Genomic DNA, 17,822 nt, shown 5'->3' on the forward strand with positions numbered 1-17,822 from the left:
TTACTCCCTTCACAGTAGGAAAAGACAGATAGGGGGTGCAAACATATTTACTGGGTCGTATGATTCCGTATTCCTTGGCGCTCCCAAGCGTTTGCAATGATGCGGAAAGGTATGCGGTAATCGCTTAGCTCGTGACCTTTTCCAGCACTTTTATTGGTATAGGGAAAGCCTTTATTCACGTCAAAACGAAAATGCACCTGGTAGTAGACTGCATAGCTTGCATCCTTTTTAAAACCGTGCTGCTTGTCACCCATCAGTGGAATATCTACTCCCTGTTCTCTTGTCCCCAGCTTTGATGCTGTGTAGGTTGGCCCCTTCCACAGCTGCGGTGACATCGCACGCAGAGACAGCAAGGATTGCAGCGAGGTTTGTCTCAAGCCCGACTCCGATATCCATGCCTGTGCAGATGTAATAACCGGATATTGGTTACTCACTGGATGACGATGACGTGACTGCAGTTCGATTTGCGCTAAAATTCTTTCCCCGGCGTAGAAATCATTGGGCTGACTATTTGGATAGCGATCCCTGGAGTGGTACTCCTTCCATTCTTCTGTATGAAGAATCGTGCCTGTCGCATTTGGCTCAAATACTTCGAATGGCCGCTCTCCCCCTTTTACCGTGATCGTGTAGCGACCTGCCATCGTCTTAGAGACTTGATTTGGCTCGCACGTCTTATTCTCTTCTTCATCTGTTGTACACATCTCATACGACAGATCGAAGCGAATGCTGTAGTTCATTGTGATAACAAATCCGTTGATCTCTGCTTTATATTTTTCAGATTGCAAGACTTGCCGCCAGGTCGTTTGCGTCGGCACAATCGTTCCTGTGTACAAGTAGTCACCGCCTGTAGATGTACTGCTGACCTGCCATTGCTGTGGGGTACCTGGTCCACTCACACGCAAATCAAGGGACGTCGGAGCATACACAGCCATGCTTTTTGCATCTGCAATCCAGCCAGGCGTTGCTGTGACTGAAACATTTTCGATATTCTCTCCGCTTGCGGACTGTTCCAATAGCGCCTTGTAGTCTGTGATGCTCTTGTTGATTTCCTGTTGCGCTCTTTGAAAGCCCTCGTTAATTTTCGTCTGGTCAATCGCCACACGAATTTTGGCTGGTTCTCTTTCCCATACTCCATCTACATTGACCTGCAGCTTTTGGAGCTGCCTGTTATCGGAATCGTAAATTTCTAATCCGATTTCTCCGCCATCCATATCACCGCCAGGGCCTTCAGGATTGGGAGTTATGGGTGGCTTTGGATCTGGCGGCTTGGGATCTCCCCCTCCAATAACCTTAACAGGCCAAAGCGCGCGGTTATCTGGCCAAATGGTTTCGTTGTCCGGCAAATTCTTGGAAGGATTAATATTCGCAATGAAGTGCTCAGATTTTTGCGGGTAACGGGTCGGAACGGTAATCTTTCGCACTTCTCCAGGCTTAAAATCATTTACATCCAGTACGGTTTCTTTGTCAGAGCTTTCCCAACGTACCGCCAGCTTCGTACTATGGCTGAGCTTGCCGTCATTTTTCACATCGAATGTGATCGTAGCCTCGGTTCCTGGCTCTTGTGGATCATTTGGAGTAATCGTAAAGCTCTGTTTTAGGATTAGTAGATTTTCTCCTTCAAGCGGGGACTTTCCGATTTTGACAAAGAAAAATCCAGAGCACTCCTCTTGATCAGATATCTCTACCATATACAAGCCTTCTAGCAAGCGGTCACTATCCTTATCCTTTGGAAAGGTAACCCAGTGGCTGTTCTGTCTATTTCTACTCGCAGCGAGATTTTCCCCATTTCGCTTCCACGACCACTTCTGCGTATCGGGATCGAACCAATTTACGATAAAATGTGAGTCCGCAGACGTGAACACTTTAAACCTGTACCCACCTTGGTAGTCAGCGTCTGAAAGCTCGATTGTTTCCCCTCGTTTGATCTCCTTGGACCACTTTTGGTCGGTCGTGGAGATTTCCATGCCAACGAGCAGATTGTAGCACTTGCGGTCTGACTTGACGGTAAAAGCGATTCGCTCGATACAGCCTTTATCAGACTCAAACTCTAGCAAGACCTCACCAAAGCCCTCTGCTATATCTGCTGGCAGGATTAAATCAAACTGTTCATTCGCTGCCAGTTTGCTAGTTAGCGCTGTTCTTTTGCTGCCATCGATCAAATACCACGTCCCAGGGGCATTGGCAGAAAAGCGCATGTTCGTATCATAGCTGTCCGCATTTAGCATCGAGAAAAATGAAAAGTAGACATCCCAGTACAAGGTTGACGGCTTGCCCCCAGGATGTTGAAAAACCTCGTCGCCTGTTGGCGAAAATGGATTCGGAGGGGTGCCGTAAACTTTGGCTTTTAGTTGGTTTTGATCAGAGATTTCGCAGACAGCATTTTTGACCTTTATCGTGATCTCCCAATTACATTCTGGTCGATCAGCCCAATCCGTCGCTGAAAGGTTCAGCTTGAGCTTGTAGGTTTTCCCCCGCTCAAAAATGACATCTTCTGAGCTTCTGCCGTCCCCCCAGGGCAGGGTAAGCTTTTCTGAGTTATAGGGTCGCCACCTATTTCTGTCATCGTACTCTCCGGGTAGCGTGACCACCTTGCCGTTTGGTTTGGTCACATCCCATCGCAGCAGCGCAGGCCCACTTTCACCGTATTTGTCTGTATATTTGGCGCGAAAATACAGCTGGTCCGTTGCAAAGATTTCTATCGTTTCTCCATTGCGGACGGATGAATTTGAGAGAGTAATGATTGGACATTTATCTTCACCACCCTTGTTACTAACGGTGAAGAATTTTTCCCAGCATTCTGTTCCATCGTCTGATGTATACACCACTTTGTATGTCCCAGAAGCACCGACACTGCTAGTCCCGATTTTTCTATCGCCTTTGCTGCTGGACATGACCACGCCATCCATTTTGAACGTTCCAGGCTTTTTGGCAAAAATCGTGATCGTTGCGTTTTTTTCGACGGAGATGCTGCTTCCGCTTGCGATGGCAGTGTAGTTTTTAACGTCTTTGTCACCGTCTACGTTGATGTCCATTTTTGTTTTGGAGCTGTCTATTGTGCATGATGGACCCGGTTCAGGCTCAGGATCGGGATCAGGTGGAGGCACATCGCCAACTTTAAAGGGTACCTTATAAGGTACCCCTGTTCCGCCCGGTGAAGGGGCGTTCTGGCTATTTCGATCGTGGAGATCTGTTATTAGGAGACGTGCTTCGTAGTTGCCGGGTTTGGTAGGTACATATTGTTGGCCAGACACTTCAATATGAAAAGGATTACCTGTACCACCTTTTGAGTAATCCCCTTTGGCAATTGCTGAATGTGATTTAATTTCTTCGGTAAATGCAAATTCTGATTTGCCAGTATCCACATTGTAAATGTAATAGTTAAGAATTTTCAGTCCTCTGTTGTAAATGCTGTAGTCTTCTGCCCAAAAGTTGATAGATACAGTATCGCCTACTTGATATTGAGTCTTGCTTCCAATGCCTATTCCCCCTTTGGGTTGGGGAGTTGTTTCGAAGTTGACTATAACTTTAAATTTCTCATTAGGTTCACTCGTTGAAATGGGGACCATAGAATGAGGCAGTCCACTACCTCCAGACATTTCAGCTACTTGAGCCAAGAGATAGCCCATATAGACAAAGCTGTCATTCCTATCCACTACTGAAAACCCATTTAAACCGTTTGTATAAGTGATAAATGCGGGGTTTCCGTTAAACGTCGATGCCCATGAACGAGCTTCATTAAGATCTACAACGGCATATCCATTGTTTGCAGATGTTGAATTTATAGAGTAATTTAGTACTTCACCGAATGCTTTTCCATTCACTTGTACATTAGCTACAGAAACATTCAACTCTTTTGACTCATCCACTTCTCCTAAGCCAACAAATTTATGTCTTGTACTATTTACGACCCTCTGATCCCTATCTAAATAACCTGGTTTAACATTATCAGGAATAGTTACAGCTTGAGCTGAGAAATTAGAAAGCAATCCTTCTAAAAAGAGGATTGCTACCAATATCAAGGGTATTATTTTTTTTACCAACTTCACTCTTCACCACCGTATACTTTTATATTTTAGGTCTTCTGGAAGATTGGCATACTGGTTATATACTAGTGGCACCGCTTCGCCTTTTCTAACAATCCTAATGATCATCTCACTGTAATTACTAATATTTAATGAGAATTTACCAACCTTCTCATAATCCTGTACCTTTTGGCCATAAAAGTTTATGTTCAAAGAATACTTTCCGTTATTTGGAATAAACCCAGTTAGTACACCTTTAGATAAAGTAAGGCTTTGATGGAATTGATTAAATATTATTTCAGCATCTTGAATTCCGATATAATCCTCATGCAGCTTTCTTAAACTTGATGCGGCATCACCACGGGTTACTAGAGTTTTACTATCAAATTTATTGGTAAGCACACCATTTGGAAAGTGGCCTGTCTTTGGTACAATCCACCCTGAACTCACCGTATATTGGATGTAAGAGTGATTTTTGAACAGCTCAGAGTCTTTCCTAGTCCGTGATTTCCGCACACTCTCCCATGCATTAATAACCAAAAACGCAGCTTCCTCCCGCGTCAAAACCTTATTCGGCTCTACCGCAACATCCTTTAATATCCCATCCTTCACCGCTCGCTCATAGTACGTCTTCGCCCAATGACCAGCAGGAAAATCCTTGATCGCTACGCCTTCTTTTAATCCCTTTACTTGCACTAACCCCACAACCAAATCAGCCTGCGTAATCGTTTGATCCGGTCGAAAATTCCCATCAGGGAACAACCACATCAATTGGTTTTTCACTGCATATTCAATATCCGCCTTGTGCACATGGTTTTGATAGTCCTTAACCGCTTGATTCGCCTGTGCTGCAAAAACGAAAGCTGATTCTCCCACACCGCCAATAGCTACTGTAGCCGTCGCCAATAATAGAGCCAGAAAAAACGATTTCCTTTTCACAATGAAACACCTTCCTACTCAGGTTCTATCATTTCGAAATGAACGGTGTCATCTGGTTCATCACTCGTCCAACGTTCCTTTTCAAATATTTTACCTATATTACCCATTTTTAGAAAGAGATTCATTTGTGTTTCTTTGTAAAAAATCCCGCAGCGTCTTTTCAGGCACATCGCCTTCCAGCTTGTCTTTGACTTGCCCTTTTTCCACGATAAAAATAGTGGGCGTAGCCTCCGCTCCCAAATTCATTGCCTCATCCAGCTCCTGCTTTTTGTTAATATCTAATCGATCAATCATTTCCTCTGGGTACTCCTGCATGACCTTCTCAAAAGTCGGTCCAAAGCTCGTGCAATATCCACAACTATCGCTATATACATAAACAATTTTTAATTCAGGTGTACTCGATGCACTCCAAGCCGTTACCGCTGTAAGCAGCAACACGCCGACAAGTGTCAGCCACAGCCATACTTGCTTGATTCCCACGACTTCTTCCTCCTGTCGCTTGTAGTTTCTCACCCATATAGTCCGCTTCAGTTTCTTCTATGTAATTGTCAAGGAGCAATGCTCGTATTATGCCTGCTCTACCTGAGACAAAAAAAGTCAGCCTATTCAAATGGCTGACATGTCTACATTATTGCTTTTTACGATCACTTGATTCTTCATCATTTGTTTTTTCTTTTTGGATCAAACCTTCTGCTGTAGCTTGAAAAAATTCATCTTCTTCCTCTTCTATCGCAATCGCATTGCTCTGATCAACGTCTTTGATGGCATAAAGCTTGATACCTTCCTCCAAATAATTGGAGACAATGACTGTTCCCGACGCTGTACCTTCTTCTCCTTCAAACTCATACTTCTTTTCTACTGCCCCTATTTGTTTTCCAATAAGATGCTTCGCTACTTTATCTTCATCACTATTTTGGATGATATAAACACGGTTCTCGATTTTGACATAACGATAGGGCCAGCTAGCCGTTTCATTTGTGTTCTCGTGCCTGCTAGTAGTAGCACTATTGACTGTAGTGCAGCCTGAGAGCAGAAGCAAAGCAGTGAAAAAAGTTCCTGTTCCTGCCAACCACGCCATTTTTCCTTTGCCCCAAATATGTCGCATCCCACATCACCCCCACTTTGTAAACAAAAAAAAGACGTACCCCAACTCTTACAAGTTCGTACGCCGTGCTGGTTATCCTATGCAGTTCAATGGATGGTTACATCAGGTTCGTGCCGTCTTCCTTCATCAATGCACGCAATTCCTCAACAAATGCCTGACCCTTCTGGATTTCTTCCTCGGTATAACGCTGTTTGCTTTTGAAGGTGAAGATCTTGCCCTTCATCTCTTCATACGGCAAATGGTTAAAATACAGGATGGTTGAGACAAGCTCCAGAAAACGGGAATTTTCCTCGTTCATTCGCAAAATGGCACGCTCGCCGAGGCCAAAGTCCACTTCATGGAAGCGGAGAAAATCACGTCCGGTTTCGTTCAGCTTGTAACGATACATATGAATCGCGCCCTTGCTCTCCATCTGCTCATCCAGAAGCCCCATGTTGCACAGCTCGTCCACGCGGAGTGTCAGTTCCTCCGAGTATGGTCCATACATATGAAACTCGTAGCGCTCATCGAAATCCATCTCCAGATGTTTCCCTATGTACACCATTTTCTGCAGTTTTTTCCGCCCGCTCACTTCGCCGACAATCTCAATCAGGCGAATAATTTTGGCGTGACGATTAAGCATCTTCCATCACTCCCAGACGTTCTCGAATCTTCCGGGAGAGTTCCCCCGGCAAAGCCATGACTTTATCCAATGGAAAGTACAATTTGTAGTCAAATCGCCGCTTTCCGCTAATGGCCTGTACAATCTCAGACTTCTGTGAAAGCTCAACAAGCTCGCCAGACGGCATTTGGAGCATAATCGGAATCCGCTCCTCTTCTTCGCCGGCACGGTAAAAATCATACGGAAGATCGGAGGTTGTGTCTACCTCCAAATAATACATAGGGTCAATTCCCGCAGCTTGGAATTCTTTTTTCAGCTCTGCCAGCAAGCGGAAATCCCTTGGATTATATTCGACGTATTTGAAGAGATTCCTGTCCAGAAAACGCGAGCACAAATCTTTCAATATCGGATCATTTTCTTTGCGCCACATCTGCATGTAAAAGAGAATAATCGATTCATCGAGCGCCAAATAGTCCGCCAGCTCTACCTTGTCCTGCAAAAAGGGCAGAAGCATGATCGGCTGCTGAATGAAAGGGTAGCCTTGCGAGAATAGCAGCTTTGCTCGTTGAAAAATTTTGCAAAGCACGACCTCTGCACTGCGCGTCACTGGATGGAAATAAACCTGCCAATACATTTGGTAGCGAGACATGATGTAGTCCTCAACCGCATGCATGCCGCTGAATTTAAAGACAATCCCGTCCTCTTGCGGGCGCATGACACGCAAGATCCGCTCAATCTCGAAATTTCCGTAGTTGACTCCGGTATAGTAGGCATCGCGCAGCAAGTAATCCATCCGATCTGCATCCAGCTGGCTAGATATTAAGCTGACGATCAGCTTGTTGTCGTAGGTTTTATTAATCACTTCGGCAAGCTTCTTCGGGAAGTCATCATCAAAACGGCGCAGAATCCGATTGATGTGAGTATCACCAAGCAAAATAGCTCGCGTCCAGTCCTCATGATGGTACTTGAACACCTTTTCAAATGAATGGGAAAACGGCCCATGCCCCACATCATGAAGCAAGGCTGCACATAAGCATAAGAGCTTTTCCTCATATGTCAATTGAATTCTACCTTCAAATGTATCCAAAATTCTGCGCATCAGCTCATATACGCCGAGTGAATGGTTAAAACGGCTATGCTCGCCACCGTGAAAGGTAAAAAAACTGGTGCCCAGTTGCTTGATTCGGCGCAGCCTTTGAAATTCTGCTGAATTGATCAAATCCCAAATAAACTTATCGCGTACATGAACATAACGGTGAACTGGGTCTTTGAATACTTTTTCTTCATGAAGCAGTTGTGGCTGTTGCATCCTGGACACTCCCTTCCTATGTTCCGTTCTCTCTCTATTTTTCAATCTGGTAATTTGCCTATATCATACCATACGTTCAGAAAATCTTCAGACTCTGAAATAAATCTGAAGAAACCGAAAACACCATAGACCATTATCTGGATTAATAGGAGTATATAGGAAAATACACATAAAACGCGAGGTCATTTTGCATGTGGAAACATATCCTTCGTTACGTGTCTGTGAATCCTATTCTGTTCACCGTGCTATCTGTACTTCTATTGCTGCCCCTCATCGCTACCTGGGGGCAATTTATCACCAGTGGTTTTTTGTCTGAATCCATCAAGGTCTCTCTTTTATTTTGGCCACAATCGACTTGGAGCTTTTTTGTGCAAACACCCGGTTGGCTGATATTTGGGGCATTCACTTTGCTGTTTTGGCAGGGATATACTCACTCATCCGTCGCAAAAAGCTAGGAGTGGCATTCCTCTTCGTTTTGGTTGGATTTTTGCTGGCAAAAACCTGTGGCTTCGTTTTCCAAACAATAACTGGATGGATTCCCACGAATCAAATGGACCCAAACGCATTAGTAGGCAAAGCCAATTTGCTCATTTTTGCTACGTGGCACAATCCAGTTTGGGAGGAGCTTGTCTTTCGCGGAATCCCTCTTGCTTTTCTGCTGCTTGTCTATCGCAAGACACCTTTTCCTACAGGAGCTATTTGGTTCTATTTGCTCATACCTTCGATTGTTTTTGCCATTTATCATGTTCCCGGGCATGGGATGGGAACACTACTTGAGTCGTTCCTCATTGGTATTCTATGGGCTTTGGCGGCATTGCGATGGGGATTGATAGCTCCGATCATTCTGCACATTTTTGCAGATGCCATGCAGGTTCCGACGTTAGCCAAAATGAAAAATATGCCCTTAGCCGAAATCCCCTGGCTTGTGAATCATAGCGGAGTGTTGAATACAGTCTGGTCGCTGTCTATTCTGCTCCTGCTGTTGCTGCTCCCGATCCTTTTTCTCTTGGGCTGGCGCAAATCCAAACGCCTCTAAAAAGAAAAAACAACCGTCCAAGGCGCATAATCCTCGGACGTTTGTCGCTATTTTTTTGCTGAATCTAGTGCATCTCCGCCTCCGGACCATACAAATCCGGCCGCTTTGCTGCCTTTTTCGCCAGCTTCTTGATTTTGCGCTGGGTCAATACCGTATAGAAAGCCGGTACAACAATCAAAGTCAACAGCGTGGAGAACAAGAGGCCAGAAATAATCGTGACAGCCAGCGGCTTGAACAGGACATCCCCTGAGATCGCAAGTGGCATCAAGCCAGCCACCGCCGTCATTGAGGTCAAAAGAATCGGCCGCAGCCGCGCCTCCCCTGCTTGTATCACCGCTTGCTTCAGTTCAACTCCTGCGTGACGCGCCTCTTCGATAAACTCGATAAAGACGATTCCGTTTCGCACGACAATTCCAGATAGCGAGATGACTCCCATCATCGTCATAAACCCGAGTGGTGTTTGGGTGACAAACAAGCCAATCAAGCTACCCGCTACAGCAAGATAAACGGTACTCATGACAAGCACAGGAATCGATAGAGAATAAAACTGCATTGCGATCAAAATCAATATCAGGAACACAACGAGAATCGACAGTTTCCCCATATCGATGAAAATATCGGTCTGCTCGGAGGTTTCCCCGCCGATTTCAAAGCGATATCCTTCTGGCAGAGACATGCCAGACAGCATCGGCGTTATTTCTGCCATCACTTCCGTAGCCGTCCGTCCTTTTACATCACTTGTGATCGTCACTGTACGAGACAGATTGCGATGCGGAATCGATTGCGTGCTAAAGGTCGGCTTTACTTCTGCCAGCTGAGAAAGCGGGATCAGCTCTCCCCGGGCATTGGCAATACTGAGTCTTTGGAACAAAAGTGACGGTTCTTCATCGCCTTTTTGCAAAAACAGCTTCATGTCTACCAAGTCACTGCCCGTGTCAAATTCACTGACGGTAAGTCCTTCGCTAACCAGACGAATTGTCTGGGACAAATCCGTATAGTTCAAGAGCTTTTGCTCCATCAGCCCTTTGTTTACAACAAACTCCAGTGTATGACGCTCTACACCAAAATCATCCTGGACGTCGGAGGTACCCGCTAAATTGGCGACCTTGTCTTTGACTTGTGCCGACAGGGAGCGTAGTGTCTCGATATCATCCCCATAGAGACGAATGACCACCGGCTTGCCGACAGGAGGACCCGCCTCCAATTGCTTTGGTATAATCGTTGCCTCTGGATACATTTTTTTAAATTCTTCTGCCCATGGCTCGATGATGTTTTCGATTGTCGTTTCCTTTTTGTTATAGCGGATGACAAGCTGCCCTGCAGTAATGCCGCTGCCAGCTGCCGTATCTCCGCCAAACATCTTTGGAGCACTACCGCCACTGTAGGCTGCTACAGTTTCAATAGCTGGCTGCTTCAAAATCCAATCCGAGACACCCGTCACGACTCGATCTGTTTCCTCCAGGCTGCTGCCAACCGGAACCCGTACATCGACGAGAAATTGCGGACGATCATCGACCGGGAACAGCTCGACGGGGGTAAGTGGAATCAAGCCGTATGCCGCGGTTCCGATCATAACACCAACCATCCCTGCCAGAAGCGGACGTTTTAAAATACGCGGCATCAAGCGTCCTGCATACCACGTCGTCAGCTGCGTCAATTGTTTCCCGAGCAAACCAGCTGGCTTGCGATACCCTTCTACTCCTGCCTTGCGCCTCTGCTCATACCATTGGCGGAAAATCGGAATAATCGTCAAGGACATGATCATGGACGCCAGCATTGTCAGGGAGATAATCGCAGGAACAGGGCGAATAAACTGACCTACGTTTCCATTCAGAAACATGAGCGGAGCGAACGAAGCAATCGTTGCCAAAGTCGCCGTAATAATTGAAATCGAAACTTCTTTGGCACCGTTCACAGCTGCTTTTAAAGGCTTCTCCCCGAGAACGGACAGGCGGCGCTCGATATTGTCATTGACTACTACCGCGTCATCTACCAAAATCCCTAGAACAATGATCAGCGAGACGATCGAAATCATATTCAAGGAAATGCCCAAGGATGGCAGGAACAAAAGACCAACCGCAAGCGAAATCGGAATCGCGAGTGCTACGACAAACGACGTGATCAGGTTCAACCCTAAAGTACAAACCAGTAAAACGGCAAAGACCGCTACAATCATTTCCCGGGTAAGATCGCTAAACAGATCATCGACCCGTTCATTTTGACTGTAAATCGAATGTCTTTCTGCCCAAACTGGCAATGATTTATCCAGTGTGAGCATCATTTCGTCCAGTCGTTTTTGCAGAGAGGGCACGTCACTTCCTGTCTCTGCATTCACACTGAGAGTAATGGCCGGTTTTCCGTTAAAGTAGGAATTGAATTTTACGGTTTCTGTCGTCATCTCAACCGATCCGATGTCCTTTAAATAAATCGGGAAGCCCTCTTTGGAACGAGAGATAATGACCTGATTCAATTCTTCTACGTTTTCGTTTTCTGCCAGCTTCAACTGATAGGTGCGCTTATCGGTAGTCAAATCTCCGAGTGGGATTTTTTCATTTTCTTTTTTGACAGCCATCATTACCTGGCCCCAAGTAATCCCATACTGACTCAGCTTTTGCGTGTCTACCTCGATCCGCACTTCTTGCTCTGGCAAGCCTTCAACCAGGACGTCCGCCACATTTGGCAAGGTACGCAGCTGGTCTTTCCACGATTTGATCATCGTCCGCATACTGTACAGCTCTTCCCTCGTGTCTGCTGTGACAGCAAAGCTTTGAACAAAGGTACGATTCAAATCGTCATTAATAATCGGCTGTTTGGCGTCTGCTGGCAGGTCCGCCTCTGCATCCTTTACCTTTTTACGCAGCTCATCCCATTTTTGCTTCGGGTCCACATCGCCTTTGGTCTCCACCATTATCGAGGACACCCCGAGAGATGAGGTGGACGCAATGTAATTCAAGCCTTGCAGCTCGTTTATTTTTTCTTCCAGCTTTTTCGTTACCGTCTGCTCTACCTTTTCCGGAGAAGCCCCAGGGTAGATGGTCGTCACGATCGCCATATTGACAATGATATCGGGTGACTCTTGCTTCGGCAGCTGGAAAAAGCTCATAAAACCGACAAGCACAACCATCGTAAAGAACAGCAAAGTAATTTTGCGCTTGCGGACGATGTACTCGATCACGGTTGTGTACCTCCTGCCGTCTCGATTGGGTCACCGTCAAACAGACGGTCAACACCTTTGACGATCAGTTGGTCTCCCTCTTTCAAGCCGTTTTTGATCTCCAGCATGTCATTTGTAATCTGACCGATCTCAACTTTCGTTTTGACTGCCTTGCCATCTAGATTGATAAAAACATGTGCATCATCCTTGCCTCTGCTGATAACAGCCTCAACCGGAACGTAAATGCCGACTTGCCCCTGAACCGTCTTGGTTGCTTTTACTACCTGACCTGCAAACCAATCGTGCTTGGGATTCGCAATCTGCACCTCAACACCGATTGTTCCCGTGCTTTGGTTTGTCGCCGGGAAGATTTTCATTACCTTTCCTTCGCGCTTTTGTCCATACAGATCTAGAGAGACGACCTCTCCTTCTTTCCACATGGAAATTTCGCGGTCAGGTACTGGCAGAACGACCTTTAACGTGTCAATATTGCCTACCTGGTAAACAGGCGTTCCCGAGCCGACGAGCGAGCCTGTAGAGGAAAGCTTGGAAATGATCGTACCGTTAATCGGAGAGCGCAGCTGTGTCTTGGCCAAGGAGCTGGCTGCCACTTCTTGTGCAATCACCGCCTGATTGTAAGTCGCACGGCTCAAATCCTTGTCTTCGGTACGTGCTCCCTGCGTCACAAGCGAGTACGCCTGCTGGGCATTTTCCAAGTCCTTTTGCGATAAGGTCAAGCCATTCTGAGCACTTTCGAAATCGCTTTTGGAAATCGCCTTTTCCTGATAAAGCTGTTCGATGCGCTTAAAATCATCCTGCATTTTCTGATACGCAATCGTCGCTTTTTCCACCAGTAATCGAGCCTGTGTAATTTCCTGCTCCCGCGCTCCGTTGTTTACCTTGCTAAGATTGGCTGCGCTCTGCTGTACAGCGGCACTGCTCGAGGCAACCTGAAGGGAATAATCCTGCGCATTGACTCTGGCGAGTACATCTCCTGCTTTAACCGTATCCCCTTCATTTCGGCTCAGCTCCACGATCCGCCCGCCAACTTCAAAAGAGACCATAGCCTCCTCTAAAGGTGCAAGCGTCCCGGACAGCTCTGAAATAGCCGTAGCTTGCTGCTTTTTCACGGAGTCCAACACCACGTGCTTAACTTCCTTGACCGGCTGCGCTGCTGGTTGTTGTCCACTACATGCTGTAGTCGTTACGATCCCAAGCATCATTACAGAAACAAGCCATTTCCTCTTCATGACTTCCCCCGCTCCTATGTATCACTGTTTTGTTATTTCTGGCAGTTAATGCCTTGCAATAAAATGTCTGAAGCGTTTTCGAACAGCTTTTCCTCTTCGATGTCCAAATCAACATTTACCCGGTATTTGGCCATAAAGGCGTAGAAGAAGGTGGAGATAAACATCAGGGCAGCTGTACAAGGATCACCCTTTGGCAAATGCCCTTGTTCCTCGAATTCCTTTAGCTTGTTGCACAAAACCTCGACTGCCGTTACTGGAAGACTGCTAAACAGCTTGATGACCTCTGGTTGATTATCCGCTTCAATCATGCAAATCATCAAAATTTCCTTTCGATCCACCAACAAATTGAAATAGGTTCTCGCATAATTTACTAGCAATTGCTTGATATCGGCATACTCGCCCTTAATTCCTTGCTCCAGCTGTTGCCGTACATCCAGGATATCTTTTAAGAGCTCTTCCAGAATCGCAACCTTGGTTTTAAAATGGCGAAAAATCGTAACTTCATTGACCCCTGCGAGCTCCGAAATTTTGCGTGTAGCCGCTCCTTTGTAGCCTTTTTGGGCCATTAATTGCCGTGCAGCTGACAATATTTTCTCTCGCGTCTCCTGTTCCTCTGCCTTTCCCCCCAGTGACGGATCGATCGGTGGGTGTTCCATGACGCACCTCCTATGCATGCAAGTAGTTACTGTCATTTCAATATTTTCCAACGCCATTATATATCGCTCATGCATGCATGTAAATACTTGCATGCGCTTCCAATCCAAATATTTTTTTAGGCTCATTTTACCCAAAAGAAAAAAGCCTGAACTTAAACTCTCAGGCTCTTTCAACTCAGCGTCACTATCTGCGCATTTGTTCTTTAATCTGGGAGGTCGGATCGTAACGGAGGTCTGTTGCGTATTCAACCAGATCAATCTCACAGCCAGGACCGATGACGACGTTGTTTCCGCGAACAACCTTTGCTCGTGTATATTCCAAATAGATTTCATCACCTTCGACCGTATCTACCGAGAGCGTATTGTTAAAAATGTGCTTCAGCAGTTTATTGAGCGTACTGCTCCCAGCCTTGCGTACCTCGATATGCTCCCCACCGATTTCTCTTGCCTCACACCCCCCGTGCAGATGCACTTCAATGCGTCCTGCATTCAAAAGCCCGCCGATAGAAAAAGCACCTTTACCGTGAAACACTTCTGCCTCACAATCTCCAGTCGTTTTTAAAAACCCGCGCACCTTGATTTCTTCACCAGTCAAGCTTCCGTTTACTTTGGCACTGCCATCCACTCGCAGCTTCGTAAAATCGACATCGCCATTGATATCTACCTGACCGTAGACTTCGAGCGTGTCCATCTCTACCTTGCCGCTAATCGAAGCATTGCCTTCCACTTTCCCAAATGAGGAGAGCACATCGCCAGAAATCGTGACATGTCCTGCGCAGCGCAACTCATTACATTCCACATTGCCCGTGATCTTGCCGAAGCCTTGCACATTGACCAGATTGTATACTCCTCCCGAAGTGTTTGTGGAGCCTTGTATGATCAGATCAGGTCGATTTTCCTGTTGCATAAATCATGCCTCCTATTATCTACGAAATTTTTGCTTTCAGCTCTTCTATGCATAAGGCGAGATTCAGTCGCTTCACTACTTTTACACCGCTGTCGAAATACAGGTCTGTTGAGCTGGATACGAGTACAAAAGTAGAGATCCCCATTTTTCTCACAAAAATGAGCTCGCATGGTTTTCCCTCTAGCTTGGGATAATGGCTGACCAAAGCTTGCAGCAATCCTGCGCCCTCGTCCAAGCTTATCTCCCCGGTCACCAGCAAACGCTCAAGAACATAAGCGTACAAGATTTGCTGAAAAGTGTATGTCTCTGACTCTCCTTGCTGACGAACGAAAAGCTCTAGCGAGGTCTTTGAAACAATGTTACGTTCTAATAATTCTACAGAAGTAAGCTTGGCGCCAGCCAGATTCGGAGAAAACATGTCTGCTAGCTCATCTAGGGATAAGCCATCTTTCATGTTGATGATCTTGTCGATCCGGTCGAGGATTTGCTCCCGGGGGAAAAAGGTTTCTTGACCAGTGAAGGTTGCCCGGCGAATAAACCAGTCCTCTGGAATCAGATTTTTCCTTTTCCAACGATACAATTGACCGTAAGAGATCCCGGTAAGCTCCAGCAGCTCCTTTTTCGAAATGACATTCGGGTCCATGTAAAGCACCTCCAAAAACAATGTAACATAACACTGTTACGTTATCAAGAGCACTCATGGAATGAAAAACAAAAAAGGACTCCCGCGGAAGTCCTTTCTTGATCTGACTTATTGAAATTCAGCCTGTATCAATCGTTTCATATCCACTGGCAAAGGGGCATGAACTGCAATCTCTTCTTTGAGGATAGGATGCTCGAAGCGAAGTGACGACGCATGCAATGCCTGCCTGCGCATGAGTCCCCGAGCCGCGCCATACATCGTATCACCAGCGAGTGGATGGCCCAAATCTGCAAAATGCACCCGGATTTGATGAGTACGTCCCGTCTCTAACCACACACGAACGAGGCTCATCTGCGAGGAACGTTTGGTTACCTCGTAATGCGTAACAGCGTGATCGCCCGTATCTGCGACCCTACGCTTTGTCGGGTGTCTTGGGTCTCTGCCAATCGGAGCATCGATTGTACCCGCTTCATCTTTCACAGCTCCATTGACGATAGCGAGATATTCCCGGTGAATACCGCCCTCGCGGAGCAAACGGTCTGCTAGTTGATGCCCATAGCTGCTCTTTGCTAGCAGGATCGCACCCGACGTTTCTTTGTCCAGGCGATGAACGGGGTGAGGATTCAGCTGCACTCCTTTTGCCAAGAAAAGGTCTGCCAGCACATGAACTAGCGTACCGCTTTGTTCTTGCTTGATCGGATGTACCATCATGCCTGCCGGTTTGTTTACGATCAGCAGATGGTCGTCTTCGTACAGAATTTCGATAGGGGGAATGTTCTCTGGTGTAGCGCTTCTTTCTGCTGCGACTGGCCCCTTCTCTTGCAGAGGCTGTCTATCCACTACCCGTACAGCTATTTGATCACCTGTTTTGACCTGTCGCTGCAGGAATGGCTGCTTTCGATTAAGCAGAATCCCTTTGCTTCTCGTCAGGCGCTGCATCATGCGGCCGGAAACATTCAGCTTTTGCCGGACGATTTGCTCGACCTTCATCCCTGCGTCTTCTTCTGTGACGGTATATTCCATCCAATTTTTGCTGCTCACGTATGATCCCTCTGTTCCATGCTTTTTTCCTATTGTAGCAAAAGCAGCCGGTCATGTCTTTTTTAGAGCTCGTGCTTAGAGTGTCGCTTCCCAACGTGCAATTTCCTCACGAACCCGTGGTGCTACCTCTGTTCCGAGGAGTCGAATCGCGTTCATGACGTCATCATGTGGCATCGTGCCTACTGGTACATGCAGCATAAAGCGTGTAATTCCTACCTGCTTGCGTAGGTGGATGATCTTCTGGGCAACCGTTTCCGGGTCACCTACGTACAGAGCGCCCTCAAAGCTGCGAGCCGCATCAAAGGTGGAGCGGTCATAATGACCCCAGCCGCGTTCTTTCCCAAGAACGTTCATGACCTGCTGCGTGGAAGGGAAAAATTTATCTGCTGCTGTCTGCGTATCCTCTGCCACAAAGCCGTGAGAGTGAGACGCTACAGTCAGCTTAGACACATCATGACCAGCCTGGGCTGCTGCCCGCTTATACAGCTCGACAAGCGGCGCAAACTGGACCGGACGCCCCCCGATAATGGCAAGAACGAGCGGCAGTCCCAAAAGCCCTGCACGAATGGCCGATTGTGTATTCCCTCCACTGCCGATCCATACTGGCAACGGATCTTGCACCGGACGCGGATAGACACCCAGATTTTGAATAGCAGGTCGATGTCCGCCTCTCCATGTCACTTTTTCGGAAGCGCGTATTTTGAGCAGCAGCTCCAGCTTCTCGTCGAACAGCTCATCGTAATCCTGCAAATCGTACCCAAACAGCGGGAACGATTCAATAAAAGAGCCTCTGCCCGCCATAATTTCAGCCCGACCATTTGAAATGGCATCAAGCGTTGCAAAGTCTTGGAATACACGCACAGGATCAGCTGAGGAAAGCACGGTAACTGCACTTGTCAGCCGTATCCGTTTTGTCTGTGATGCAGCTGCAGCCAGTACGATCGCTGGAGATGATGCCGCATAATCCTTGCGATGGTGTTCACCGACCCCAAATACATCCAGTCCGACCTGGTCAGCCAGTACAATCTCCTCTACCACCTCACGCAAGCGCTGTGCATGACTTATGACCTCGCCGGTATGAACGTCCGGTGTCGTTTCTACAAATGTGCTCAAACCAATTTCCACTGGCACTTCCTCCTCTTTGTTGTCTTATTCTCTT

14 protein-coding genes are annotated in these 17,822 nt (G+C 46.8%); 1 reads left to right on the forward strand and 13 read right to left on the reverse strand.

Annotated elements, in window-relative coordinates; genetic code table 11:
- Window positions 1-47 precede the first annotated feature (47 nt).
- The 6 genes from C3B52_RS03265 to C3B52_RS03290 form a co-directional block, all read right to left on the reverse strand.
- Entirely contained in the window at window positions 48-3,866 is a 3,819-nt protein-coding gene (locus C3B52_RS03265; RefSeq protein ID WP_235615589.1) for an ABC transporter permease, read from the reverse strand.
- Between the two features lie 183 nt (window positions 3,867-4,049).
- A complete protein-coding gene (locus tag C3B52_RS03270) occupies window positions 4,050-4,928 on the reverse strand; it encodes an S-layer homology domain-containing protein (RefSeq protein WP_164684688.1) in 879 nt (292 codons plus the stop codon).
- A 132-nt stretch (window positions 4,929-5,060) separates the two neighbouring features.
- On the reverse strand, window positions 5,061-5,474 hold the full coding sequence (locus tag C3B52_RS03275) for a thioredoxin family protein (protein ID WP_103104676.1): 414 nt from the start codon (window positions 5,472-5,474) through the stop codon (window positions 5,061-5,063).
- Window positions 5,475-5,589: 115 nt separating this feature from the next.
- The gene (locus C3B52_RS03280; protein ID WP_103104677.1) at window positions 5,590-6,066 is read right to left on the reverse strand and encodes a hypothetical protein; all 477 of its coding nucleotides are present in this window, start codon (window positions 6,064-6,066) and stop codon (window positions 5,590-5,592) included.
- A gap of 97 nt (window positions 6,067-6,163) precedes the next feature.
- Complete coding sequence (locus tag C3B52_RS03285; RefSeq protein WP_103104678.1) at window positions 6,164-6,688, reverse strand: YwgA family protein; 525 nt, start codon at window positions 6,686-6,688, stop codon at window positions 6,164-6,166.
- Window positions 6,681-7,976 (reverse strand): HD domain-containing protein, encoded by a 1,296-nt coding sequence (locus C3B52_RS03290; protein ID WP_103104679.1) that lies wholly within the window; start codon window positions 7,974-7,976, stop codon window positions 6,681-6,683. The genes C3B52_RS03285 and C3B52_RS03290 overlap by 8 nt, the downstream gene beginning before the upstream one ends.
- A gap of 382 nt (window positions 7,977-8,358) precedes the next feature.
- Between C3B52_RS03290 and C3B52_RS03295 the strand changes: the two genes are divergently transcribed.
- Window positions 8,359-9,012, forward strand: coding sequence for a CPBP family intramembrane glutamic endopeptidase (locus C3B52_RS03295; RefSeq protein ID WP_235615590.1), 654 nt, complete (start codon window positions 8,359-8,361; stop codon window positions 9,010-9,012).
- Between the two features lie 64 nt (window positions 9,013-9,076).
- Here C3B52_RS03295 and C3B52_RS03300 read toward each other — a convergent pair whose 3' ends face one another.
- The 7 genes from C3B52_RS03300 to C3B52_RS03330 all read right to left on the reverse strand — a co-directional run bounded on the left by C3B52_RS03300 (window position 9,077) and on the right by C3B52_RS03330 (window position 17,788).
- On the reverse strand, window positions 9,077-12,187 hold the full coding sequence (locus C3B52_RS03300; RefSeq protein WP_103104680.1) for an efflux RND transporter permease subunit: 3,111 nt from the start codon (window positions 12,185-12,187) through the stop codon (window positions 9,077-9,079).
- Window positions 12,184-13,416, reverse strand: coding sequence for an efflux RND transporter periplasmic adaptor subunit (locus C3B52_RS03305; protein ID WP_103104681.1), 1,233 nt, complete (start codon window positions 13,414-13,416; stop codon window positions 12,184-12,186). The genes C3B52_RS03300 and C3B52_RS03305 overlap by 4 nt, the downstream gene beginning before the upstream one ends.
- Window positions 13,417-13,448: 32 nt before the next feature.
- Window positions 13,449-14,072, reverse strand: a complete 624-nt coding sequence (locus C3B52_RS03310; RefSeq protein WP_103104682.1) for a TetR/AcrR family transcriptional regulator — start codon at window positions 14,070-14,072, stop codon at window positions 13,449-13,451.
- Between the two features lie 184 nt (window positions 14,073-14,256).
- Window positions 14,257-14,979 (reverse strand): polymer-forming cytoskeletal protein, encoded by a 723-nt coding sequence (locus C3B52_RS03315; protein WP_103104683.1) that lies wholly within the window; start codon window positions 14,977-14,979, stop codon window positions 14,257-14,259.
- A gap of 19 nt (window positions 14,980-14,998) precedes the next feature.
- Complete coding sequence (locus C3B52_RS03320) at window positions 14,999-15,622, reverse strand: YhbD family protein (protein WP_103104684.1); 624 nt, start codon at window positions 15,620-15,622, stop codon at window positions 14,999-15,001.
- Window positions 15,623-15,730: 108 nt separating this feature from the next.
- Window positions 15,731-16,663, reverse strand: a complete 933-nt coding sequence (locus C3B52_RS03325; protein ID WP_103104685.1) for an RluA family pseudouridine synthase — start codon at window positions 16,661-16,663, stop codon at window positions 15,731-15,733.
- A 75-nt stretch (window positions 16,664-16,738) separates the two neighbouring features.
- Window positions 16,739-17,788, reverse strand: a complete 1,050-nt coding sequence (locus tag C3B52_RS03330; protein WP_103104686.1) for an LLM class flavin-dependent oxidoreductase — start codon at window positions 17,786-17,788, stop codon at window positions 16,739-16,741.
- Window positions 17,789-17,822: the final 34 nt, after the last annotated feature.

The sequence above is a fragment of the Brevibacillus reuszeri genome (assembly GCF_002897295.1).
In the GTDB taxonomy this organism is placed as follows: Bacteria; Bacillota; Bacilli; order Brevibacillales; family Brevibacillaceae; genus Brevibacillus; species Brevibacillus reuszeri_A.